Raw genomic sequence first — 22,243 nt, 5'->3', positions numbered from 1 at the left:
GCGCGGCCCGCGCGGGGGGGGGCCGCGCCCCGGCCCCACCGCCCCCGGGTGGCGGGGGGCGGGCCCGGGGGGGGGGGCGCCCGCCCCCCCCCCCCCGCCGGGCCGCCGTCCTCGGCGGCGGCCCCTCCCGCCGCAAGCGCCGCGGCCTGACGCGTGGTCAGCGCCGACCCGGCCCCCGCGCGTACGTCGGGGTGCGGGAGATCCCGCGCGGTGAGTACCCGGGCTCACGTCCCGCGGCCCCGGCTCCGCGAGGCTGTACGGCATGACCTCGTCGACACCCGCCGCCCGGTCCCGGTACGCCCTCGTGCTCCTCACGGTGGTCTGGGTGGTGGCGTGCCTGGCGTTGCTGTGGTGGTTGTTCACCATCGGCATGGAGGGCTGGGCCGACCACCACTCGAACGGTGGCGGGCGGTCGGCGGAATTCGGGCGCCGCTCCGCCCAGGCTCTGCTGTGCCTGGCGGCGACGGCAGCGGGCGGGCCGGCCGTCATCGCGCTTGTGGCGTTCGGCTGCCGGTACCGCCGCACCGGGCTGGTCTACCTGCTCCTCGCCGTCGTGGCTGCGGCGGCGCTGGCGCCGGCGGTCGCGGATGCCGCGCGCACCCTCCGGCCGCCGGCCGCGCCGCTCCCGGCGCCGACGACCTGCCAGGAGCACAGCGGCGGTGACAGCCGCTGCCCGGGCGGCTGAGCGACCCGGTGGTGCGGTACGGCGCGGGACCGTCGCCCGTGGCGGAGCGTGATGGTCGACAGATTCATTTGCGGCTATGTATCGTCACAGGCTCGACCGGCGTACCGACCCGCAGGGAGCACGCGATGGACCACCTCGACCCACCCGCGTGCTGTGGCGACGGACCGGCGGTCGCCGGTGTCGACCGCCGCGCGGTGCTGCTCGGCGCCGCCCTCGGCGCGGGCGCCCTGGCCGGGCTGGCCATCCCCGGCCGCGCGTACGCCGCCCCCGCCATCTACCACCCCTTCTCCGGGTATCCCGTCACCGGCACCTGGCAGGAGCACCTGAACCGGGGTTCGCTCGGCGGCGTCGACTTCGGCATGCCGGTCGGCACCCGCCTGCCCGCCTGCGGCGCCGGCACCGTCCAGAACATCCCGTACAACGGCACGGGCGGGCACACCGTCACCATCCACCACGCGGACGGGTACCGCAGCCAGTACATGCACCTGTCGCAGTTCCTGCTCGGCAACGGCGCGGCCGTCGCCGGCGGCACCGTCGTCGGCCTCTCCGGCGGCGCCGCCGGAGCGCCGGGCTCGGGCTCGTCCACCGGGCCGCACGTGCACTGGCACATGATCAACCCGGCGGGCGTACGCATCGACCCGCTGGCCTACATCGGGCAGAACCCCGTACCCGGGCGACTGCCCAAGACCTCCACCGAGCAGGACGGCGTCCCCGGCGTCATCTTCTACCAGCGCATGCAGAACTGGCTGCGGCTCACCGCCGGATACACCGGACCGGTCGACGGCGTGCCCGGGCCGAACACCTACGCCGCCCTCCAGCGGGCCATGCGGGCCTACGGCTACACCGGGCCGATCGACGGCCAGCCCGGCCCGAACACCTGGCGTGCCGTGCAGCGCCTCGCCTCCGGCCACGGCTACACCGGCCCGATCGACGGGGTCATGGGGCCCAACTCGTGGCGCGGCTTCGCCCGCTTCCTCAACCAGGACAGGTGGGACTGACCGCGACAGCCCCGCCGCGCTGGCCGCACGGGCGGCGGCGCGGCGCGGACCGGACGCGTATCGTCCGCCCGTGAGCGCCGAACTCCTCGACGACTTCGTGCGGGCGGACCGCGACCGTGCCCTGGGCACGTACGGCATCCACGTCCACCGCGAGGGCCACCCGCCCGTGGCACACCGCTTCCGGTCCGACGACCGGGTGAACGTGTACTCCGTCGCCAAAACGTTCACGTCCGTGGCCATGGGGCTGGCCGAGGCGGAGGGACGGCTGAGCCTCGACGACCGCCTCCTGGACCACCTGCCCGAGCTGCGGCCGATCGCCGCCGACGGGCTAGGTGCCGTCACGCTCCGGCAGTTGCTGACGATGACCAGCGGCACCAGCCACCGCTGGTTCGCCGACGAGCGGATCACCGCCGCCGACCTGCTCCACGAGATCGTCGCCGCGCCGCTCGCCGCCGCGCCCGGGACCCGCTTCGCGTACACGGGTTCGGGTCCGTACGCCCTCGGCCGGGTGATCGCCCGGGTCACCGGGGCCGACCTGCGCTCGTTCCTGCTGCCGCGCCTGTTCGCGCCGCTGGACCTGCACAACCCGGCCTGGCACGCGTGTCCGCTGGGCCACCCGCTCGCGGAGAGCGACCTCTTCCTGCGTACGGAGGAACTCGCGCGGTTCGCCCGGCTGCTGTTGCAGGAGGGCCGGTGGGACGGCCGGCAGGTGCTGCCCGCGCGGTACGTGCGGCGGATGACGGGGGAGCGGGTCGACACGAGCGCCGTGACGTACGGCGAGCCGTACACCCACGGATACGGGTTGGGCGTGTGGCTCGACCGGGCCGGCACGTACCGGTTGGACGGCCGCTACGGCCAGTACGTGGTGGTCAGCCCCGCGCGCCGGGCCGCCGTCACGGTGACCGCGCACGCGGAGCGCGACGAGGAGCTGCTCACCGCGATCCACGAGCTCGTCGTCGCGCGGTGCTGACGCGCCGGTGCCGTCCACCCGGCGGGCGGACGGCAGCGGCCGTGGTGGTCAGCAGCGTGGCACGCCGGGAATGAAGCCGTCGTGGCCGGTCAGGACGTACGCGTCGGAGACGTAGCGGTTGGTGCCGATCCGGTCCCAGACGTTGCTCGTGCCGTAGGGGCCGGTCACCGTCGTGCCGACGGCCTGGCAGTAGATGCTGACGGTCGCGCCGTCGGCGACGGAACCCACGACGGCGTAGCCGGTGCCGGGCCCGGAACGCACGTTGAGGCTCACCCCCTCGGTGTTCACCGTGCCGGAGCCGACGCCGGTCTGCTGGTTCACCAGCTGCATGTAGTAGGACCAGTTCCAGTTCGGGCCCGGGTCGGTGTGGGTGGCCCCGGGGACCTCGTGGTGACCGATGATGTGCGTCCGGGTCTTGGGGATGCCGTACTTGTTGGCGAGGCTGCGGGTGAGCGTCGCGGAAGCCCTGTACATCGCGTCGGTGAACCAGGCCGCGTTGTTGACGTACCCCTCGTGCTCGATGCCGATGGACTGGGTGTTGTAGGTCCAGTTGCCGGCGTGCCAGGCGATGTCCTTCTCCCGCACCGACTGGGTGACCGCCCCGTCGGAGGAGCGGAACGTGTAGTGCGCGCTGGCCTGGGCGGCCGGGTTCTGGAACCAGCTGATCGAGCCGGCGTAGCTGCCCTGCGTCACGTGGATGACGATGTACCTGACGGAGTGGCTGGTGGGTCGGCTCGCCACCGTGTAGTTGCTGGTGCTCGCCGGCGCCCACGCGGCCGGTCCGTAGTCGGTGCTGAGAGTGCCGGGCCCGTCCGATTCGCCGCCCGGCAGGTCCCGATCCGGTGCCACCTGGCGGCCGGGTACCCGCGCCACCCCGGCATGGCCGGTGTCGAAGCCGGTGCGGAGCAGGTCGTAGACGGCGTCCGCGTAGAGGCGGGCGAGCGACGGGCTGGCCGCGCCGCCGTAGCGGGCGACCGCGGCGTACCACTCGTCGACGTCGTCGCGCCCGGCCGCGCTCAGGCCGGCCTGGTCGGCGTAGGAGCGCAGGACGGCGGCCGCTCCGGCGACGTTCGCGGCGGCGTCGGTGCGCAGCGCGGCACGGCTGAGCCCGGTCAGCGTGGCCGCCTCGTCCAGGGTGTGCAGCTTGGGGTTGCTGACCAGGTGCATCATGCCGTAGCCGCCCGCCGCGCTGGGTGCGCCGCCGTGCCCGTCCAGGCGGGTCTCGGCGTAGCCGAGGGCGACGAGCAGGTCGCGGGGGACGTCGTACCGGCCGGCGGCGGTGTCGAAGGCGGTGGCCAGCCGGGCGGCCGCCGGTGGGGCCCCCTCCGGGGCGGCCGACACGGGCGCGGCGGCCAGGGCTGATTCGGCAGTCAGGAGCAGGGTCGCGGCCAGCATGGCGCTGAGCAGCCCACGCCTGCGTCGCGCGGCGAGTCGAGCAGTCATCTGCACCCCTCACAATATTCGCCAATGTCGATGAGGATCGGCGGGTGGCGGTAACGTACACCGCGACGGACGGCGATGTAAATGCCCTCCGTGGCGGTGCGGCGAGGTGGCGGAAACCTTCAACCTGGTGCGCCGGGCGCCTCCGTGGCACCACCGCGCCGAGTGGACGGGCGGGAAGCGGGCGGCCCCGGCCGGGACGGGATAGGGCCTGGCGGGTCCGGTGCCCGCACCGGTATGCTCCCCGCCGATGACGACTTCCTCTCTCACCAGATCGGAGGCCCGGTTCTCGCAAGGTGAGTGCTGATGCACTCCCGACCCGCGAGTCCGGACCTTCGTCCGTCCTTCTGGCCGCACGTGCGCGAGTTCGCCGTGCCGCCGTCCATGATCGAGGTTGCCACCGCCCGTCGGGCCGTCGGGGACTGGGCCGGGGCGTGCGCCGCCGCCCGCGTCGACGCCGATGTCGACATGCGCTCCGTGGCCCGTACCCACGGTCGGGAACTCGCCGACCGGCTCCGCGCCGACCTTCGCCACCTGGCTCCCGACCTGCTGCGCTGGCATCTGCCGAGGATCGCGCCCGACGGGCTGCTGCGCCCCGGCCTGACCATCGCGCTGGCCCGCTACGACCGGGGCGGACGCCCCGCCGACACCGTGCACCTCGTGGTCCGGACGCCACCGGCCTGGGCCGACGCCGGTCAGCGGTTCAGCCTGGCGCTGTGGGACGGGTCCCGCTCCGGCTCCGGGCCCTGTCGCCATCCGCACCCGCACCCCGACCGCCGGTTCCGTCTCGACCTGCACCGCCACCTGTGGGACGCGCGGCGGGCCGGTGAGCTGCGCGTCCGGTCGGGGGCGGACCGGCCGCCCGAGGACGACCCCTGCGCCGTCCTACCGGAACCGCTGCGGACGGCCGGGCGACGGCGGGGCTGGGCGGTGCGGAGGTGGCCCGCCGAGGCAGCCATCCTGCTGCGCGCCGAGGGACGGGCCGGTGGTCCGGTCGTCGTACGGGTCGGGGCGCGCCGCCACCTGCTGCTGGAGGTGGCGGCCGGAGACGGTCCCGGCCCGCCCGAGCTGCGGACCGCGTCGTCGCCCATGCGAAGCCGCGTCGGGACGCACGGGTCCACGCCGGTGTTGCCCGACGCCGCGACCTGGGTGTCGCCGGACCTGGAACTGCTCCGCAGCGGGCTGATCGAGGCCGACCGGCTGCATCCGCTGGTCGCGTCGGCCCTGGCACCCGGCCGCCCGGCGGGGACCGCGCCCCGGACGACGGACCGGGCGGGACAGCCGCGCCGGGTGCGGTGCCGGGGAGCCTGGCACCGGATCGGCCTGGCCGGCGGGACGCTCGTCGCGCTCGACCACGACCCGGCCGAGGTGCGCCGGGAGGAACTCCTGGCCGCGTTGACCGGCACCCCGCTGCCCTGCCTCCAGGCGATCGACGAGGCACACCGCCACCCGGAGTGCCTCCCCGAGGTCCGGGCCCGCCTGGACCACGGCGACACCGCCGGCGCGCTCGCCGTCGTCGAGGCCCTGCTCGGACCCGACGCGCGGGTGCGCGACGGGGCGCTGCGCAACGAACTCGAGACGGCCGCACTGCGGCGGGTCACGTACGGGCTGTTCCGGGCGGGACTGGCCGGGACCGGCCCCGGCCCCGCCGCCGCAGAGCGTCGCCGTACCCGCGACCGTCGCTCGCGTCCGCGCCACGGCATCGCCCGCTGACCGAGGGCCCCGGCCCCGCACCACCTCGCTCTTGCACCCACCACGAGAAACCACAGGTGATCACCATGTCCCTTGCCGTCGACCGGACCCCCGATCCGCAGCTCGCCGTCGCCGCCGAGCTGCTCTCCCTGTTGCGCGACACCACCACCGAACCGCGATCCGACACGCAGCTGGAGGCACTGACCCTGGCAGTGGCCGCCGACCTGCCCGTGCTGTTGTGGGGTGAACCGGGGATCGGCAAGACCGCTGCCCTGACACAGCTCGCCGAGGCGCTGGACCTGCCGCTGACGACCGTCGTCGCCAGCGTCCACGAGCCGTCCGACTTCTCGGGACTGCCGATCGTCGGTGACGACCCCGCGACGCAGGGCGTCCCGATGGCGCCGCCGGACTGGGCCGTACGCCTCGTCCGCGCCGGCCGCGGGCTGCTGTTCCTGGACGAGCTGTCCACCGCCCCGCCGGCCGTCCAGGCCGCCCTGCTCCGCCTCGTGCTCGAGCGGCGGGTGGGCGCGCTGCGGCTGCCGCCCGGTATCCGGATCGTGGCCGCCGCGAACCCCCGGTCCTCGGCGGCCGACGGCTGGGAGCTGAGCCCGCCCCTGGCCAACCGCTTCGTCCATCTCCAGTGGGTCCACGACCACGAGGTCGTGGTACGCGGCCTGGGCGGGACCTGGCCCCGGACCGCGCCGCCCCGGCTGCACCCCGAGAGGTTGCCGGAGGCCGTCACCTTCGCCCGGCGCGCGGTGTGCGGGCTACTGTCGGCCCGCCCCGCGCTCGTGCACCGGCTGCCCGGCAACGAGACCCGCCGGGGCGGCCCGTGGCCCTCGCCCCGTAGCTGGGAGATGACCCTGCGCCTGATCGCCTTCGCGACCGCGGCGGGCACCTCCCGGGAGGTGCTCTCGATGCTGGTACGGGGCACGGTGGGCGACGGCCCGGGGCTGGAACTGCTCGCCAGCATGGACCGGATGGACCTCCCCGACCCCGAGACGTTGCTGGCCGACCCGGCGGCTGCGGTCCTGCCCGAGCGGGGCGACCTGCGGCAGACCGTGCTGGACGGCGTGGTGGAGGCCGTCCGCGGGCGCCCGGAGAGGGGGCGCTGGGAGGCCGCGTGGACGCTGCTGGTCCGGGCGCTGGAGACCGGCCCGCCGGACCTGGTGGTCGTTCCCGCGAGCACGCTCGCCGCCCTGCGCCGCGAGGACTGGGACGTGCCGGCGGCGATCGAACGGCTCGCCGGGGCGGTGTCGGTGTCCCGGCGAGCCGACCAGGCCCGGCTCGCCGCCGCGGGGAGCGGCAGGTGAGCCCGGAACCGGGGACGCTGGACCGTGAGAAGCTCTTCGCCGCCCGGCTGCACGCCGTCCGGGTCCGGCCCTACCTGGCGTCGGCGCTGTTCGCCCTGCACCTGGTGGAGTCCCGCCGGGTGCCGACGATGGCGGTGGACAAGCACTGGCGGTGTTACGTCTCCCCGGTGTTCGTGGACCGGACCCCGGTGGAGGAGCTCGCCGGGGTGTGGGTGCACGAGGTCTCGCACCTGCTCCGCGACCACCACGGGCGCAGTGACCGGGTCGCGCGGGAACGGGGACTGACCGGGCCGGGGGAGCGGCTCCGGATGAACATCGCCGCCGACTGCGAGATCAACGACGACGTGTTCGGCGACGGGTTGGCCCGGCCCGACGGCGTCGTGGACCCGGCGACGCTGGGGCTGCCCGAGGGGGAGCTGATGGAGGACTACCTGCGACAGTTCCGGCTCGGGCCGCGTACGCAGGGGCTGGTCTGGCTGGACTGCGGCAGCGGCGCCGACGGGGCGGAGCGGGAGTGGGACCTGGGGCCGGACGGCGCGCAGGGCCTCAGCGCGCAGGAACGCGACGCGGTGCGGTTCCGGGTGGCGGAGGGCATCACCGGGCGTCCCGGGGACGTCCCGCAGGGCTGGCGGAGGTGGGCGGAGGAGGCGTTCCACCCGCCCCAGCCGTGGCGGGACCTGCTGGGGGCGGCGATCCGCTCGGCGGCCTCCGGCGCGGGCGCGGGCGAGGACTACACGTACGGCCGGCCGGCGCGGCGCTCCGCCGGGGTTCCCGGCGTCGTCCTGCCCAGCCTGCGGCGCATGCCCCCTCGGGTCTGCGTGGTCGTCGACACCTCCGGGTCCGTCAGCGACGCCGAACTGGGCAGCGCGCTGCTCGAGGTCGCGGCGATCTCCCGCGCCGTGGGCGGCCGGCGTGACCTGGTCACCGTGCTGTCCTGCGACGCGGCGGCCCGGACCGTGCACCCGCTGTGCCGCGCCGAGGAGATCCCGTTGGTGGGCGGGGGCGGGACGGACCTGCGTACGGGCTTCGCCCGGGCGTTGCGGACCCGGCCCCGCCCGGACGTCGTCGTGGTCCTGACCGACGGGCAGACGCCCTGGCCGGCCGCGCGGCCGCCCTGCCGCACGGTGGTCGGGCTGTTTCCCCGCCGGCACACGTACTCCGGATCGTGGAACGAGGACGATCCCGAGTACGTGCCGGACGCACCACCGGAGTGGGCGCGGGTGGTGGTCATCGGGTAGTCCGGCACCGGCGTGGCCCAGCTTCCCGGGGCGGCGTCACGAACCGCCGAGGCGGGGCGTGACCGGGCGGATCTCGACCGGGGCGCCCGGCCGCCCGCCCGCGCGCGAGCGGTACTCGGGGACGCCCACGCAGGTGAAGAGCAGCGCCGCGAGGTCGTCCGGCTCGCCCAGCAGCCCCGGGACGTCCGAGTCGAGGAAGGTCATGCCGGAGGCGCCCGCGCCCAGGGCGTACGCCGCGAGGTGCAGCCGGCCCTCGACGAGCCCGGCGGCGAGCTGGGCGTCGCGGTAGCCGCGGTCGTCGAGGGCCGACATCGGCGCGGCGGCGACGACGACGTAGGCGGCGTCGCCGGCGAGCGCCTGGTCCAGGCAGACCCGGAGCAACTCGTCGCGCAGGTCACCGGCGCGCAGCGGCGTCGACAGGTCGGGCCACCGGTAGAGGCCGGGCGGCACCCCGTCGACCCCGTGCACGGCGACCCAGTGCGGCACCGGCACGCCGCGCAGGGCCGCGGCCAGGGGCCATTCCAGCAGGGCGCGCGGCAGTGTGCGGGACCTGTCCATCCGCCGCTGCGAGCCGCGCCGGCGGACGACCTCGTCGAGCGGGTCGGACGGCGGGTACGCCGGCAGCGGCTCCGCCGACGGCCAGGGCGCGCCGAGCACGTCCCGCTCGCCCGCGCGCTGGGCGGCGGTGCACAGCGGCAGCTCGACCGGGGGCAGCTCACCGGGGAGCGCCGGCCCGGTGGGCCCGATCGCCGGATCGCCGTCGCCGAAGGACAGCAGGGCCAGCGGGTACTCGTGCACCCCGTCCGCGCCGACGAGCGCGCGCACGGTGGCGTCCGGGAAGAGCGACCGCAGCCGCGGCGACAGGCCGGCGCTGTCGGCGGCCGCCGACAGTTGGGACAGCAGCGTGCCGGCGTCCCAGTAGAGGTGTCGCCAGCCGCGCTCGGCGTAGCGCCACCCCGTGCGCCACGGCACGCCCGTGACCACAAGCGTCGTGACCGCCCCGGTCGCGGCGGGAGCCACCTGGACGAGCGCGTGCCGCCGCGCGTCGTACCAGTGCACGCCGTCCGGCACCCCCGCGACGCCCCGGGTGCTCGCGTAGACCTCCAGCGGGAAGCGCGCCCCGGCCGAGCCGGCGGCGCGGTAGAGGAAGGGGCGGCCGTTGCGCTCGGCGGTGCGCACGACGCCGGCGCCCAGGAAGAGCACGCGGCCCAGCTGCGCCGCGTCGAGGGGCCGCGCGGGGGCCGCGACGCCGGCCAGCACGGCGGTCGCGGAGACGCCGGGGTCGGGCAGGTCGCGCGGCAGGGCGAGGACGGCCGGGCCGTCCGGGTAGCCCTTCATGGGCGGCGGCAGGGTCCCGGGGTCGTTCGGGACGAGGTCGTGGCGGACGCGCGGATCGTCCACGGGCACGTCCCACTCGCGGCTCGGCTCGTAGGACGTCAGCCGGTGCAGCAGCCCGGCGCCGGTGTCGAGGTCCATCCGGCCATCCTGCCAGCGCGGAGCGTCGGGCGGTGGCCCCACAAAGCGGTCGCACGTCGGTGCGGGGACCGCCGGGCGGCCGGGACGGCCGGCTCAGCCGCTCTCCACCTCGGCGGCGTACTCGCTCAGCGCGATCCGGTTCGGCAGGCCCGTCTTGCCGAGCAGGCTGGACACGTGCCGTTCCACGGTGCGCGGGGACAGGTGCAGCCGACCGGCGATCTCCCGGTTGCTCAGCCGCCCGACCAGCAGCCGCAGCACCTCGAACTCCCGCACCGTCACGCCCACCGACCGCAGGCCGGAGGGGATGTCGCCCGCGCCGGAGCGGCGCTGCGTCATGCGTACGCCCGCCTGGCGCAGCAGGGCCCGGCAGGCGCTGGCCACGGCCGGCACGTCGCTGCGGTGGAAGTGCTCCTCGGCGGCGCGCAGCCACTGCACCGGCGTGCCCCACCCGTCGGCGAGGGCCGCCTCGCACACCAGCCGCAACGCGAGGTGCCGGCCCATCGCGTACGGCGCCCCGGCCCGCATCGCCTCCGTCGCCGCCTCCGCCGCCTCCTCCGGCCGACCGGACCGGCCGAGCAGCACCGCCTTCGCGAAGAGGGCGAACTGCAGGTCCCAGCGCAGCCTGCTCGCCGAGTCGCCCTGCACCGCCTCGTACGCCGGCCAGCCGGCCTCGCCGGACGTGACCTGGAGCAGCAGGTGCAGGCCGTGCCGGCCGGAGAGGTGGAACACCGTCGGGCTCTGCGCCTCGGCGTGGAACGCGCGGGCCAGTTCGTCGAGGGCGCGGGGCCGGTCCTCCTCCAGCAGCGCGCAGAAGGCCCTGGCCAGCCCGTGTACGCGGGAGGCGTGCAGGGCCTGGTCGCCGCTCCACCGGCGGAACTCGGCCAGCGCGTGCTCCATCTCCCGGCGCCGCCCCTGGTGCGCGGCGAGCACGGCGCTGACCAGCAGCACGTACTGGGTGGTCTCCAGCAGCTTCAGCCGGGTGGTCGCGGCCAGCACCTGCTGGACGAGGGCACCCGCGGTGTCGAAGTCGCCCCGCAGCACCGCGTGCAGGGCGAGGCTGGCCTCCGCCTGGTGGCGCGCGGTCACCGCGCCGGCCTGGGAGGCCCGCTCCCGGGCCTGTTCGAGCCGGTCCAGCCGCGCGTCGCGCAGCGCGTCGTCGTTGCCGAGCCGGATCAGTGCGTGGATCTCCCAGATCGGCAGCCGGTGCTGCGCGGCGATCGCCAGGGCCCGTTCCAGGCACTGCGTCGCCTCCGCCGGATCGCGATGCCGGATCAACGCGCCGAGCAGCTGCCAGGCCTGGCAGGCCACCACCGGCAGGGGGACGGTCTCGGCGACGGTCGCTGCGCGGCGGGCCAGCGCCTCGGCGGTGGCGAGCTGGTCCTGCCCGGCGGTGTCCAGCACCAGGTGGGCGGCGACCACGTCGACCGGCGCGGTGTCCTCGGCGGCGGCGTCCGGGCCGAGCAGTGCGCGCGCCTGCTCCACCTGGGCCAGCCCCTCGGCCGAGCGGCCGGCGACCGTCGCGGCCCAGGCCAGCCGGGTGTGCAGCTGCGCCCGCCGGCGCGGATCGACGCCACCGATCTGGTCGAGGGTGCTGACCGAGGCGAGCGCCCGCTCGACCAGTCCCGCCTCCGCCAGGGCGTGCAGCAGGGCTTCGAGGGCGGCGGCCCGGGCCACCGGGTTCTCGCCGAGCAGGCCGATCGCGCGGTCCAGCAGGGCGACCGCGGTGGTGGCGCCGCCCTGCGCGATCGCCCGCCGGCCCGCCTCGGTGAACAGCCGACCGGCCGCCTCCGGGTTGTCGGCCTCCAGGTGCAGGGTGGCCGACACCTGGCACCATTCGCCCGGCAGGCCGGGGAAGACCGCCGCCACCGCGTCGGCCATCCGCTGGGCGAGCCGGGCGCGGTCGGCGGGGCCGAGGAGGCTGAGCAGCGCCTCCCGGGTCAGCCGGTGCCGGAAGGCGTACCAGTCGGTGAGCTGGTCGTCCACCGTGACCAGTCGCCCGGCGACGTCGCCGCACAGATGGTCGAGCACGTCGTGGTCGCTCAGCCCGGTGGCCGCCTGCACCACGGCCAGCGGGAACCGCTGGCCCAGCAGCGCGCCCATCGAGAGCAGCTCCCGGGCCTGGGGGCCGAGTTGCTCGACTCCCTGCGCCATGCCCCGCGCCAGGGTGCCCGGCAGGGCGGCGGGCAGCTCCTCGGACAGCCGCCAGCCCGCCGGGCCGCCGATCAGCAGCGCGCCGTCGACCATGCCGGCGACGAGTTCCTCGATCAGGAAGGGGTTGCCGGCACTGCCCGTCGAGACGAGGGCGTGCGCCGCCGCCGGCACCCGCTCCGGGTCGGCGTCGAGGCAGGCGCCGACCATCTGCCGCAGCGCGTCGTCGTCGAGGCGGCCCAGCTCGATGAGGGTGCACTGACCGCGTTGGGCGGCCGAGCGGGCGATCGTCGACGCCGCGCAGGGCTCCGCCCTGATCGCCCCCAGCAGCAGGGTCGGTTGCAGGGCGAGGTTGTCGATCAGGTACTCCAGCACGGTCAACGTCTCCGTGTCGGCGTCCTGGAGGTCGTCCAGCAGCATCAGGCAACCCCGCCCCGCGCCGGCCACGCCGGTCAGCCGGAGGACGGCCTCGGCGAGGATCACCAGGGACGCGTTCTCCTGGTCGGCCGGCGGCCGTCCCCAGTCGGGGACGAGCCGGCCGAGGATCGGGCCGTACGGCCCGAGCACGGTGGGGTCGACCGGCCCGGACCGCAGCAGCGACAGCAGCGCCTCGGTGAGGGGGCGCAGCGGCACCGCGGTGCCGATCGTGCTGCCCCGGCCCCGCATCACCCGCATGCCCGCCGCGGTGGCCAGCTCCGCGACCCTCGACGCGAGGCGGGACTTGCCGACGCCGCTCTCGCCCACCACGAAGACCGCGCCGCCCCGCCCCGCCCGCGCCGATTCGAGGCTGTCCAGCACCGCGCGCAGTTCGGCGTCCCTGCCGATGAACTTCGAGGAGCGGTACACACTGCGCACGCTATCCGAGGAGGCAGGCCTCGCCCAACGCGGTGCTGTCGACGCCGGTCCCCCGAACGGCTACCTTGCCGTCATCACATCGGCTTCTCGGGGCAGCAGGTCGTCAGCGGCGCGGCGTCCGCCGCCGCGCCGGCGTCACCGACGAGACCGCCGATCACCATGCCCACGGGCACGACCAGGCTGGCGAGGGCCGCCGCGCGGATCCCGAAGGTCACGACGGGCTGCAGCCACATCGCCCCGGCCGGGTCGTCGACGGGCGCCGCGGAGTCGGTCTCGTCGACACGGCACGGGGAGAGCTGGTTCTCGGACAACTGTCATTCCTCCTGTTGGTGACTTCGTGGGTCGTTACCGGAGCTGGCGGCTCCTCTGGAGATCGTCGTCGGTCGCCCGGCGGTCCTCAACCCGAGGTTCGCGGTTCAGGGGTCGGTTCCAGCAGCAGCACCGACGGCACCGGCCCGGCCCCGGAGAGCCGGAGCAGCCCGTACCCGATGCCGGCGAGGCCGGTGAGCAGACCGGGGGTGGGCACGTTGCCCGGGGTCCCGCAGGACGCCCCGTACCGGTCGACGGCGTCGAGGATCCGGCCGGCACGTCGCAGGGCCGCGCCACCGTCGAGGACAGCCGTCGCCTCGGCGACGCCCAGCTCGCCGTGGCAGAGGCTGAGGTCGTCGAGCAGCGGACGGTCGGTGGGCAGGCGTACCGCCTCGTCGGGGGCGAGGGCGTGGTGGGCGAGCGTCAGGCCGGCGGCGCCGCGACACCAGCCGTACCCCGCCGCCCCGTCGCCGCCGGGGGTGCCGGCCCGGCGCAGCGCGCGCCGGCCCGCCCGCGCGTACCGGGCGCCACCGGTGCGGGCGTGGCGGCCCAGCGCCCAGCCGATGCCGGCCACCCCGTCGGCGAAGCCCACCCCCGTCGGCAGCTCGTCCCGCTCGATCGCGTCCACGAGCCGGTCGGCCCAACCCCGGGCGAGTGACGCCGCCGGCGCGTGGCCCAGCTCGGCGTGCACCGCGTCCATGGCGGCGAGACAGCCCGCGCCGCCGTCGGCCCAGGCCACGGCCGCCGAGCCCGTGCTGGCGGCGGCGGCCAGGTCGACCGCCGCGCGGGCCTGCCCGGCGAGCCCGGGGTCGGCGAGCAGGGTGGACAGCCGGGCGAGCCCGTACGCGATGCCGCCGAGGCCGTACAGGCCGCCGGGGCCGATCGCGGCGACCAGGTCCGGGCGCGCGTCGAGCAGCTGGAACAGCCCCGGCACCCCGGCGACGGCCCGGTGGGCCAGCTCGGCGTAGCGGGCGGTGCCGGTCACCGAGGCGAGCTGGCCGAGGAAGAGGGCGACCCCGAGGTGCCCGTTCGCCAGGCCGGCCCCCATCGGCAGGACGAGCCACTGCCGGTCGTCGACCAGCTCCAGGCCGAGCCAGTTCACCCGGTCCGCGCCGGTCACGCTCCGGGTCTGGATCTCGTCGGCCAGCGCGCACGCCGCAGCGAGCAGGCGCTCCGGCGACGCGGCGACGTCCGCGACCGGCCGGGACGTCGGCGCCCCGGCGTGCCGGCCGTCGACCGGGCGCCGGGTCGCCAGCGTCGCCGCGACGATCCACTCCTGGTGCCGCCGGTCGGCCTCGCCCAGCGCGGCGATCTTGCCCAGCGCGGCGTCGAGCCCGCAGCGGGCCAGCGGCACGGGCAGCGGCTCGCCGCCCCCGGCGACCCGGGCGGTCCGGCTGCCCGGAGTGCCCTCGAACAGCGGGATGTCGCCCGCCCACAGCGCGGCGACCTCGTGCCGCGGGAACTGGGCGAGGAAGGGGTGCCCGGCCACGCTGGACCAGAGGACGCCGAACGCGCGGTCCCGCTCCAGCGCGTCGCCGAGCACGTCCGGGTGGGTGGTCTCGGTGAGCAGGGTGTGGTACGCCGACGTGGGCCGGGCGACCAGCCGTACCGGGACGTCGGCGCACGCCGCGACGAGTTCGGTGAACTCCCTGCGGTGCGCCCGGATCGTCTCGTACGCCTGCCGGAACCCCGCCCGCAGCGCCGGCTCGTGGGCGCCGGGATCGACCAGGGCGTCGCCGACGCGGGGGCGGTTGCGGCCGCCGGCGAAGTCGACGGCCCGCCGGGTCAGCCGCATCCGGTCGGTGCCCGGGTCGGCCCAGTCGAGCGCGCTGACGGGCGCGGTCCCGCCCCGGTCGCCGCCGACGCCGGACAGGTCCATCGCCCCCTGGTCGCCCACGACGATCACCGGTATCAGGCCGGTCCGGTGCACCGAGGCGGTCAGCAGGTCCGCAGCCGGGTCGCCGGTGCCCACCGGCTCGCCCAGCGCGGGGTGGAAGAGCGTCTCGGTGTCCACCACGACCGGTGTGTCGCCGGCGGCGATCAGGTTCTCGTAGTGCATGTCCGTGGCGTGCAGGGCGTGCAGCAGCGCGACCAGGGCGCCCTGCCGGCGGTAGAACCCGTCCGCCTGCCCCGGGTGGCGCAGCGCCGTCGCGTCGACGTACTCCGACCAGCCGTAGCCCGGTCGGGTCAGGGCGGCGACCCCGCGCAGCCCCAGCCCCGGCGCCCGCTGCTCCAGCCAGTCGACGAACCCGGTGAAGCGGACCTGGGAGGCCAGGTCGCGCGGCTTGTAGACGACGCGTCGGCCGTCCGCGAAGCGCAGCACGGTTGTCGTGCGGCCACCGGTGTGGGCGTCGCCCAGGTTGCTGCCGACCGCGACCAGCGGGCCGGGGTCGGCGCCGCCGAGCAGGGTGCCCACCAGGTCGTCGCGGTCGGCGACGAACCGGGTCAGGAGTTCGAGCCCGGACCGGGCGGCCGCCGTGCCGGCCTGCGCCAGCAGGCGGGCCAGCACGGGATAGCGGTCGACCAGCTCGGCCAGCCCGGCGGGGTCGCAGAGCTGGGCCACGAAGTCGGCGAAGCGGGCCCGGCCGTCGGCGCCGGCGAGCCGGCCGGCCGCCCCGCGCCGGTGCAGCTCCGAGACCAGCGTGCGGGCCGCGACGGCGAGCAGGCGGCGACCCAGTGCGGTGGCGAACTGGTCGGCCAGGGTGGCCAGGTCGACCGTCTTCTCCGTCGCGATCCGACGGGCCCCGTCGAGGAACCGGTCGGCGGCGACTGCCACGAACGGTCGCAGGGGCGCCGTGAGGGCGATCCGCCAGTCCGCCTCCTCGGCCGGCCGCCGCGGCTCGGCTGGGGCGGCCAGGGCCGCCTCGACGGTCTCCGCCCACGCCGGGCGGGTCGTCCTGGCGGCGAGCGCGGCCCGGTCCTCGGCCAGCAGGTCGCGCAGCCCCGCCTCGTCGAGGCCGACCTCGGCGAGCCGCGCCCCGAGGCCCGGCCCGTGCCCGTCCCGCCACCGGGCCAGCCGCCGGCCGGCGCCGTCCGCGCCGTCGGCGCTGCCTGTGCCGCCCATGCCGTCGGGACCGCGGCTAGCCGTGCCGGCTGCGCCGCGCGTGGTGCCGGCGGTGTCCGTGGCGTCCGCGTCTCGCGGTGCGTCGGCGGTGCGTCGGCCGGGGGCGCCCGGCGCGCGTTCGTGCAGCGCGAGCCCCGAGGCCCACCAGTGCGGGGCCAGCCGTACGCCGGAGCAGGCGTGATCGGTGGCGCCGGCCAGGGGAGTCGAGGTCACCGTTGCACGGTGCCAGAGCGGGGCGCGGAGTTCATGAGTGGAAACTACTCACATTCCTGCCCCGTTGCTGGCCACGCCGGTGCGCGTGGGCCCGCCCAGGTCCGCGGCCGGCGCGACCGGCCGGGCCGGCGGCGGCTCCTCGCTCCACGTGCGACCCGCCCCATCCTAGTCACGATCGGTGATCAATTGAACGGTCAGCGTGACGTGGGCGGGAAATTGAGTGCCGCCCACGCATGTGGACGCTGCCGGCGCCGATGAGTCTTCGGGCGACTGTTCTACCCGGGGCGGCGCGATGAACGGAGCCAGGATGGAGTTTCGGGTACTCGGGCCGGTGGGGGCCTGGAAGGGTGACTCGGAGGTGGCGCTGGACGGTGCGAAGCAGCGCACCGTGCTCGCGGCGTTGCTGCTCGCCGCTGGGCGTACCGTGCCGGACACCCGGCTGTGCGAGCTGCTCTGGGGGGAGCGCCCGCCGGCCACCTTCGCCGCCCAGCTCTACAACTACGTCTCGCGGCTGCGCAAGTACCTCGGCGCCGAGGTGGACATCGTCCGGCAGTGGTCGGGCTACCAGATCCGGACCGGCGCCGCCCGGCTCGACCTCGACGAGTTCGAGCGCCTGGCCGAGGCCGGTAGGGAGGCGTTGCGCGCCGGGCGGTACGCCGAGGCCGCCGAACGGCTGCACGCCGCCATGTCGCTGTGGCGCGGCCCCGCGTTGTCCAATGTGACCGAACACCTCGTGACGGCCGAGTCGCACCGGATGGCGGAGCTGCGGATGGCGGTCCTGGAGAGCCGGATCGAGGCCGACCTGCGGCTGGGACGCCACGTCCGGCTGGTCCCTGAGATCACCCAGCTCGTCGCCGAGCACCCGCTGCACGAGGGGCTGCGGGGCCACCTGATGACCGCCCTGCTGCACTGCGACCGGCAGGCCGACGCGCTGGCCGCCTACCACGAGGGCCGCCGGGTGCTCGCCGACGAACTGGGCGTCGACCCGGGGCCGCTGCTCACCGAGGCGTACCGGTCGATCCTCGCCGGCCCGCCGGCCCCGGCGGTCGTCGTGGAGCCGAGCTGGCACGGCGTGCGGCCCGCGATGCTCCCGCCCGGCGTCGGTGACTTCGCCGGCCGGGAGGAGGAGCTCACCGGGCTGCTCCGGGTGCTGACCGCCGAGCCGAGGGCCTGCCCGCCGGTCGCCGTGGTCACCGGGATGGCCGGCGTCGGCAAGAGCACGCTCGCCCTGCACGCGGCCCACCTCACCCGGACCGCCTTCCCCGACGGCCAGCTCTACGCCGACCTCGGCCGCGCGAGCGGCAACCCCGTCGAGCCGTACGACGTGCTCGGCTGGTTCCTGCGCAGCCTCGGCCACGCCGAGTCGGCGATCCCGAAGGGGCTCGACGAGCGGGTCCGGCTCTACCGCAGCCAGCTCGCCGGCCGGCGGCTGCTGGTCATGCTCGACGGCACCGCGGGCTACGCGCAGGTGAGCCCGCTGCTGCCCGGCGACCCCGGCTGTCAGGTCATCGTCACCAGCCGGCTCCGCATGCCCGAGCTGGCCGGCGCCACGTCGATCGAGGTCGGCACCCTCGACCGGCAGCAGGCGCTCGCGCTGCTCGGCCGGATCATCGGGGCGCAGCGGGTCGCCGAGGAGGCCGACGCGGCCGGCCGGATCGTCGAGCTGTGCGGTCGGCTCTCGCTCGGCGTCCGGGTCGCCGGATCCCGGCTGCTGGCCCGCCCGCACTGGTCGCTCGGGTACCTGGCGGACCGGCTCGCCGACGAGCGGTACCGGCTGGACGAGCTCCGGCTGGGCTCGATGGACGTCCGGGAACGGCTGGACAGCAGCTACCACCAGCTGGCCGACCAGGGCCAGCTCGCCCTGCGCCGGCTGGCGCTGCTGCGCACGCCGGCCTTCCCCAGCTGGTGCACCGCGGAGGTGCTGGGCGTGTCCCGGCACGCCGGCGAGGAGGTGGGGGAGAACCTGGTCGACGCCCGGCTGCTGGAGATCGTCGAGTCCGACGGCGGTCGGCGGCAGCGGTTCCGCTTCCACGACCTCGTGCGCGTCTTCGCCCGGGAGAAGGCCGACCAGGCCGACCGGGTGCTGGTGGCGGGCGCCGGGGCGCTGAGCGCGGTGGGGAACTGACCCGACGCCGGGACCGACCTTCTCGGCCGCGCCCGGGGTCCGGGCGCGGCCGGCGCTCGCCCCTGCCCGCCGTGACCAGCGCCGCCGGGCGCGCGGCGGGCCGGGACAGTAGAGAAGATATAGCCGCCGAGCCCATGGTGGCCTGGTGAACGCCCTGACATCGGCCGACTGCGCGACGGCCGTTCCCATCGACGTGGAGCACGTCGCACCCGACACGATCGTGGCCAGGATCCGCCCCGACCTCGGCGATCCGGTATTCGCCGGCCACTACCCGGGATTTCCGTTGCTGCCCGGGGTCCACATCTTCGAGTTCGTGCACCGGGCGGTCCGCGCCGCGGCCCCCGAGCTGGCGCTGGCCGAGATCGTCAGCTGCCGGTTCCTGCTGCCCTTCCGGGGCGACGACGAACTCGTCGTGACCATCCGCCGCAGCGGCGACCTGTGGCGGGGCGAGGTCGCCGCCGCCGCATTGCCGGTCGCCGAGGTGCTGCTGCGCTACGCGAGCGAGGAGTGCGCACCATGATGGGGATCGAGGAGATCAGGCGGATCATCCCGCACCGGCCGCCGATGCTGCTGGTCGACCGGGTCACCGAGCTGGTGCCCCGGCGGCGGCTGGTGGGCTCGCTGACCGTCACCGGTGACCGGCCGCTGCCGATGTCGCTGCTGCTGGAGTCCTGGGGGCAGGCGGCGCTCGTGCTCATCCGGCACGACCGGCCGATGCCGGACGTGCTGACCGACGGCGTGCCGGTGGCCGGGGTCTTCGAGCGCATCCGGTTCGGCCGGCCGGTGCTGCCGGGGGAGACGGTGGAGCACCACGTCACCATGACCCGGCTGGTCGCCGACACCGCCTTCGTCACCGGCGAGAGCGTCGTCGGGTCCACCGTGGTGCTGCGGGTGGGCCGCCTGGTCGGTGCGATGCGGTCGGTGGAGTCCCTGCGCGCGTCCCTCGACGCGGCGACCCGGGAGCCCCACCCGGCGGCCCCCGCGCAGCCGGCCGGGCCGGCTCCGGTGGTGTCCGGGGCGGCGCGGTGAGCGCCGGTGGGCGGCCCGTCGCCCTGGTCACCGGCGGCTCCCGGGGGATCGGCCGGGCGGTGGTGCTGCGGCTGGTCCGCGACGGCTACGACGTGGCCATGTGCTACCAGTCCAGCAAGGACGCCGCCGACGAGGTCGTCGCGGAGGCGGCCCGCGACGGCGGGCGCGTGCTGGCGCTGGCGGTCGACGTCGCCGACCCCGCCGCGGTGCGGAACTTCGTGTCGACCACCGAGCGGGAGCTGGGCGACCCCGAGGCGGTGGTCACCGTCGCGGGGATCATCCGGGACCGGCCGCTGGCCCTGATGGCCGACGCCGACTGGCGCTCCGTGATGGAGGTGAACCTCGACGGCACCTACCACGTCTGCCGTGCGGTGGTCCGCCGGATGATGCGCCGGCGCAGGGGGTCGATCGTCACGGTCTCCTCGGTGTCCGGGGTGGCCGGCAACGCGATGCAGACGAACTACTCCGCCTCCAAGGCCGGGATCATCGGCTTCACCAAGGCGCTGGCCAAGGAGGTCGGCCGGTACGACATCCGGGCGAACGTGGTGGCGCCCGGCTACGTCGACACGGACATGATCGCCGCCCTCTCCGACGAGCTGGGCGCGATCGCCCGGGACCGGGTGGCCCTGGGCCGGCTCGGGCGCAGCGAGGAGATCGCCGACGTGGTGGCGTTCCTGCTCTCCTCCCGGGCGTCCTACCTGACCGGTCAGGTGGTCACCGTGGACGGCGGCCTGTCGATGTGACCGGCCGCCGGCCACGGCCGGCGGCCGGCCTCGGGTACCACGGTCCGAGCAGCCGGGTCAGGATCTCGGTGCGGTAGGCGTCCGCCCCGACCAGGATCCGGGCCCGGTTGCGGGCCACCCCGCGCAGGATGGCGCGGGCGGCCTGCTCCGCCGTGACGTCCACCGAACGCTCGAAGTGCTCCCGGACCGCCTGGTAGTCCCGCAACCCGTCGTTGCGGGCGTTGCGCATGATGTTCGTCCTGATCCGGCCGGGATGTACGCAGCTCACCCCGACCGGCACCCCGTCGGCCCGCAGTTCCTGCGCCACCGCCTCCGTGAAGCCCCGGACGGCGAACTTGGCGGCGTTGTACCCGCTCTGCATCGGCGCACCGGCCAGCCCCAGCACGCTGGAGACGTTGACCAGGTGGCCCCGCGACGCCGTCAGCAGCGGCAGGAACGCCCGGGTGCCGTGCACGACTCCCCAGAAGTCGACGTTCATGACCCATTCGAGGTCTTCCCAGGCCCCGTCGGAGACCGAGGCGAGCAGGGTCACCCCGGCGTTGTTGACGACCAGGTCGGCGCGGCCGAAGTCGCCCTCGACCCGCTCGGCGTGCGCCAGCACCGCGGCCCGGTCCGACACGTCCAGCTGGTATCCGCGCACCTGGCCGTCGCGGCCCGCGCAGCGCCGTACGGTCTCCCGTAGCCCCTCGTCGTCCACGTCGGAGACGGCGAGCCGGGCGCCCCGGGCGGCCAGCTCGACGGCGAGCGCGCGGCCGATGCCCGAGCCGGCGCCGGTGACCACCGCCACCCTGTCAGTGAAGTCTCTCATCCTGGACCTTCTCGATCGGCCTTCGGGCCTCGGCGGTCCGTGCCCGGCGCAGACTTCCGCCGCCGGCTATGGCATTCCTATGCCGCGTCGATATGTAGAGAAGCTATGAGGCGGCTGCCCGAGCCTTCTCCCGGCAGTCCTCGACACGGCTGCCGGCCGGGTTGACGAAGGGAGAACGATGTCGAGCATCTTCGGTTCGGCGATCACCGGGCTCGGCGCCTATCGGCCCACCCGCGTGGTCACCAACCCGGACATCGCACTGCGTACGGACGTGACCACGGAGTGGATCGAGGAGCGCACGGGTATCAAGACCCGGCACGCCGCCGGTCCCGGGGAGACCGTGCCGGTGATGTCGGCCGAGGCCGGCGCGAAGGCGCTGGCGATGGCGAACGTCGACCCCTCCGAGGTCGACCTGCTCATCCTGGCCACCGCCACCAAGCGGGACCGGATCCCGGGCGGCGCGCCGGAGGTCGCCCACCGGATCGGCATCCCCGCCACCGGCGCCTTCGACCTGAACGCCGCCTGCGCGGGCTTCGCCTACTCGGTGTCGGTCGCGTCGAACGCGGTCCGGCTCGGCGAGGCGCGCAACGTGCTGGTCGTCGGCGCCGAGCACCTCACCGAGTTCATCGACCCCGAGGACCCGGCGACGTACGTCATCTTCGGCGACGGCGCGGGCGCGGCGGTGATCTCCCGCTCCGGGACCGAGGGCATCGGCCCGGTGGTGTGGGGCAGCGACGGCCGGCGGGCCCCGATCCTCGGCACGAAGTGGGCCAAGGACGGCAAGGAGTACGCCTCGATGAACGGGCCGCTGGTCTACCGGTGGTCCACCAAGAACATCCCCCCGGTCGCCCGGGAGGCCTGCGCCCGCGCCGGGATCGACCTGTCGGAGATCGACTGGTTCGTGCCGCACCAGGCGAACCTGCGGATCATCGAGCAGCTCGCCGAGATCCTGGAGATCCCCGAGGAGAAGGTCGCCCGCGACGTGATCGACACGGGGAACACCTCGGCGGCCTCGGTGCCGCTCGCGCTGAGCCGGCTGCACGAGAGCGGCCGTACCAAGCCCGGCGACAAGGCGCTGCTGCTCGGCTTCGGCGCCGGCCTCGCCTACGCCGGCCAGATCGTCCGGATGCCCTGAAC

At 75.8% G+C, this 22,243-nt stretch carries 17 protein-coding genes; 11 read left to right on the top strand and 6 right to left on the bottom strand.

The genetic code is table 11. From position 1 onward, the window contains the following. Positions 1–262: 262 nt before the first annotated feature. The 3 genes from ACGFNF_RS25930 to ACGFNF_RS25920 all read left to right on the top strand — a co-directional run bounded on the left by ACGFNF_RS25930 (position 263) and on the right by ACGFNF_RS25920 (position 2,653). Positions 263–685, top strand: a complete 423-nt coding sequence (locus tag ACGFNF_RS25930; RefSeq protein WP_357579847.1) for a DUF6234 family protein — start codon at positions 263–265, stop codon at positions 683–685. A gap of 125 nt (positions 686–810) precedes the next feature. Next, positions 811–1,683 carry a peptidoglycan DD-metalloendopeptidase family protein gene (locus tag ACGFNF_RS25925; protein ID WP_357579846.1) on the top strand — a complete coding sequence of 291 codons (873 nt, stop codon included), beginning with the start codon at positions 811–813 and terminating at the stop codon, positions 1,681–1,683. A gap of 70 nt (positions 1,684–1,753) precedes the next feature. Continuing rightward, positions 1,754–2,653: a serine hydrolase domain-containing protein gene (locus ACGFNF_RS25920; RefSeq protein ID WP_357579845.1), complete on the top strand. Its 900-nt coding sequence runs from the start codon at positions 1,754–1,756 to the stop codon at positions 2,651–2,653. 48 nt (positions 2,654–2,701) lie between these two features. Here the strand turns inward: ACGFNF_RS25920 and ACGFNF_RS25915 are convergent, their stop codons facing one another. Continuing rightward, the gene (locus ACGFNF_RS25915) at positions 2,702–4,096 is read right to left on the bottom strand and encodes an N-acetylmuramoyl-L-alanine amidase (protein WP_357579844.1); all 1,395 of its coding nucleotides are present in this window, start codon (positions 4,094–4,096) and stop codon (positions 2,702–2,704) included. A gap of 303 nt (positions 4,097–4,399) precedes the next feature. Between ACGFNF_RS25915 and ACGFNF_RS25910 the strand changes: the two genes are divergently transcribed. The 3 genes from ACGFNF_RS25910 (at position 4,400) to ACGFNF_RS25900 (ending at position 8,336) form a co-directional block, all read left to right on the top strand. After that, a complete protein-coding gene (locus ACGFNF_RS25910) occupies positions 4,400–5,806 on the top strand; it encodes a hypothetical protein (protein ID WP_357579843.1) in 1,407 nt (468 codons plus the stop codon). A gap of 65 nt (positions 5,807–5,871) precedes the next feature. Beyond that, complete coding sequence (locus ACGFNF_RS25905; protein WP_393171277.1) at positions 5,872–7,098, top strand: AAA family ATPase; 1,227 nt, start codon at positions 5,872–5,874, stop codon at positions 7,096–7,098. Beyond that, positions 7,095–8,336 carry a VWA-like domain-containing protein gene (locus tag ACGFNF_RS25900; RefSeq protein WP_357579841.1) on the top strand — a complete coding sequence of 414 codons (1,242 nt, stop codon included), beginning with the start codon at positions 7,095–7,097 and terminating at the stop codon, positions 8,334–8,336. The genes ACGFNF_RS25905 and ACGFNF_RS25900 overlap by 4 nt, the downstream gene beginning before the upstream one ends. Before the next feature lie 36 nt (positions 8,337–8,372). Here ACGFNF_RS25900 and ACGFNF_RS25895 read toward each other — a convergent pair whose 3' ends face one another. The 4 genes from ACGFNF_RS25895 to ACGFNF_RS25880 all read right to left on the bottom strand — a co-directional run bounded on the left by ACGFNF_RS25895 (position 8,373) and on the right by ACGFNF_RS25880 (position 16,401). Continuing rightward, the gene (locus ACGFNF_RS25895) at positions 8,373–9,812 is read right to left on the bottom strand and encodes a hypothetical protein (protein WP_357579840.1); all 1,440 of its coding nucleotides are present in this window, start codon (positions 9,810–9,812) and stop codon (positions 8,373–8,375) included. Between the two features lie 93 nt (positions 9,813–9,905). Next, complete coding sequence (locus ACGFNF_RS25890; protein WP_357579839.1) at positions 9,906–12,806, bottom strand: AAA family ATPase; 2,901 nt, start codon at positions 12,804–12,806, stop codon at positions 9,906–9,908. An 83-nt stretch (positions 12,807–12,889) separates the two neighbouring features. Then, the gene (locus ACGFNF_RS25885) at positions 12,890–13,126 is read right to left on the bottom strand and encodes a hypothetical protein (RefSeq protein WP_357579838.1); all 237 of its coding nucleotides are present in this window, start codon (positions 13,124–13,126) and stop codon (positions 12,890–12,892) included. Between the two features lie 86 nt (positions 13,127–13,212). Beyond that, complete coding sequence (locus tag ACGFNF_RS25880) at positions 13,213–16,401, bottom strand: type 2 lanthipeptide synthetase LanM family protein (RefSeq protein WP_357579837.1); 3,189 nt, start codon at positions 16,399–16,401, stop codon at positions 13,213–13,215. A gap of 307 nt (positions 16,402–16,708) precedes the next feature. Between ACGFNF_RS25880 and ACGFNF_RS25875 the strand changes: the two genes are divergently transcribed. From ACGFNF_RS25875 to ACGFNF_RS25860, 4 genes are all read left to right on the top strand, one after another. Continuing rightward, entirely contained in the window at positions 16,709–18,526 is a 1,818-nt protein-coding gene (locus ACGFNF_RS25875) for a BTAD domain-containing putative transcriptional regulator (protein WP_357579836.1), read from the top strand. A gap of 145 nt (positions 18,527–18,671) precedes the next feature. After that, positions 18,672–19,046: a hypothetical protein gene (locus tag ACGFNF_RS25870; protein ID WP_393171253.1), complete on the top strand. Its 375-nt coding sequence runs from the start codon at positions 18,672–18,674 to the stop codon at positions 19,044–19,046. After that, complete coding sequence (locus ACGFNF_RS25865) at positions 19,043–19,555, top strand: beta-hydroxyacyl-ACP dehydratase (protein ID WP_357579834.1); 513 nt, start codon at positions 19,043–19,045, stop codon at positions 19,553–19,555. Before ACGFNF_RS25870 ends, ACGFNF_RS25865 begins: the two co-directional genes overlap by 4 nt. Then, positions 19,552–20,298, top strand: coding sequence for an SDR family NAD(P)-dependent oxidoreductase (locus ACGFNF_RS25860; RefSeq protein WP_311410390.1), 747 nt, complete (start codon positions 19,552–19,554; stop codon positions 20,296–20,298). Before ACGFNF_RS25865 ends, ACGFNF_RS25860 begins: the two co-directional genes overlap by 4 nt. On the opposite strand, the gene ACGFNF_RS25855 is transcribed toward ACGFNF_RS25860, so the two are convergent. Beyond that, positions 20,270–21,106: an SDR family NAD(P)-dependent oxidoreductase gene (locus tag ACGFNF_RS25855; RefSeq protein WP_357579833.1), complete on the bottom strand. Its 837-nt coding sequence runs from the start codon at positions 21,104–21,106 to the stop codon at positions 20,270–20,272. The two genes, ACGFNF_RS25860 and ACGFNF_RS25855, sit on opposite strands and share 29 nt — an antisense overlap. Positions 21,107–21,284: 178 nt before the next feature. Between ACGFNF_RS25855 and ACGFNF_RS25850 the strand changes: the two genes are divergently transcribed. Further along, entirely contained in the window at positions 21,285–22,241 is a 957-nt protein-coding gene (locus ACGFNF_RS25850) for a beta-ketoacyl-ACP synthase III (RefSeq protein WP_151456122.1), read from the top strand. The last annotated feature ends 2 nt before the right edge of the window (positions 22,242–22,243 follow it).

Origin of the sequence: Micromonospora sp. NPDC048868 (genome assembly GCF_043198195.1) — a bacterium.
GTDB classification, from domain to species: Bacteria; Actinomycetota; Actinomycetes; order Mycobacteriales; family Micromonosporaceae; genus Micromonospora; species Micromonospora reichwaldensis.
The sequence above is the reverse complement of the archived record's forward strand: the minus strand, read 5'-3'. Positions and strand labels throughout refer to the sequence as shown.

What these genes read in the sequence shown, in the direction of transcription:
- ACGFNF_RS25930 (WP_357579847.1), top strand. Translation starts at nt 263, where the DNA reads ATGACCTCGTCGACACCCGCCGCCCGGTCCCGGTACGCCCTCGTGCTC.
- ACGFNF_RS25925 (WP_357579846.1), top strand. Translation starts at nt 811, where the DNA reads ATGGACCACCTCGACCCACCCGCGTGCTGTGGCGACGGACCGGCGGTC.
- ACGFNF_RS25915 (WP_357579844.1), bottom strand. Translation starts at nt 4,096, where the DNA reads ATGACTGCTCGACTCGCCGCGCGACGCAGGCGTGGGCTGCTCAGCGCC.
- ACGFNF_RS25910 (WP_357579843.1), top strand. Translation starts at nt 4,400, where the DNA reads ATGCACTCCCGACCCGCGAGTCCGGACCTTCGTCCGTCCTTCTGGCCG.
- ACGFNF_RS25905 (WP_393171277.1), top strand. Translation starts at nt 5,872, where the DNA reads ATGTCCCTTGCCGTCGACCGGACCCCCGATCCGCAGCTCGCCGTCGCC.
- ACGFNF_RS25895 (WP_357579840.1), bottom strand. Translation starts at nt 9,812, where the DNA reads ATGGACCTCGACACCGGCGCCGGGCTGCTGCACCGGCTGACGTCCTAC.
- ACGFNF_RS25875 (WP_357579836.1), top strand. Translation starts at nt 16,709, where the DNA reads ATGGAGTTTCGGGTACTCGGGCCGGTGGGGGCCTGGAAGGGTGACTCG.
- ACGFNF_RS25865 (WP_357579834.1), top strand. Translation starts at nt 19,043, where the DNA reads ATGATGGGGATCGAGGAGATCAGGCGGATCATCCCGCACCGGCCGCCG.
- ACGFNF_RS25855 (WP_357579833.1), bottom strand. Translation starts at nt 21,106, where the DNA reads ATGAGAGACTTCACTGACAGGGTGGCGGTGGTCACCGGCGCCGGCTCG.
- ACGFNF_RS25850 (WP_151456122.1), top strand. Translation starts at nt 21,285, where the DNA reads ATGTCGAGCATCTTCGGTTCGGCGATCACCGGGCTCGGCGCCTATCGG.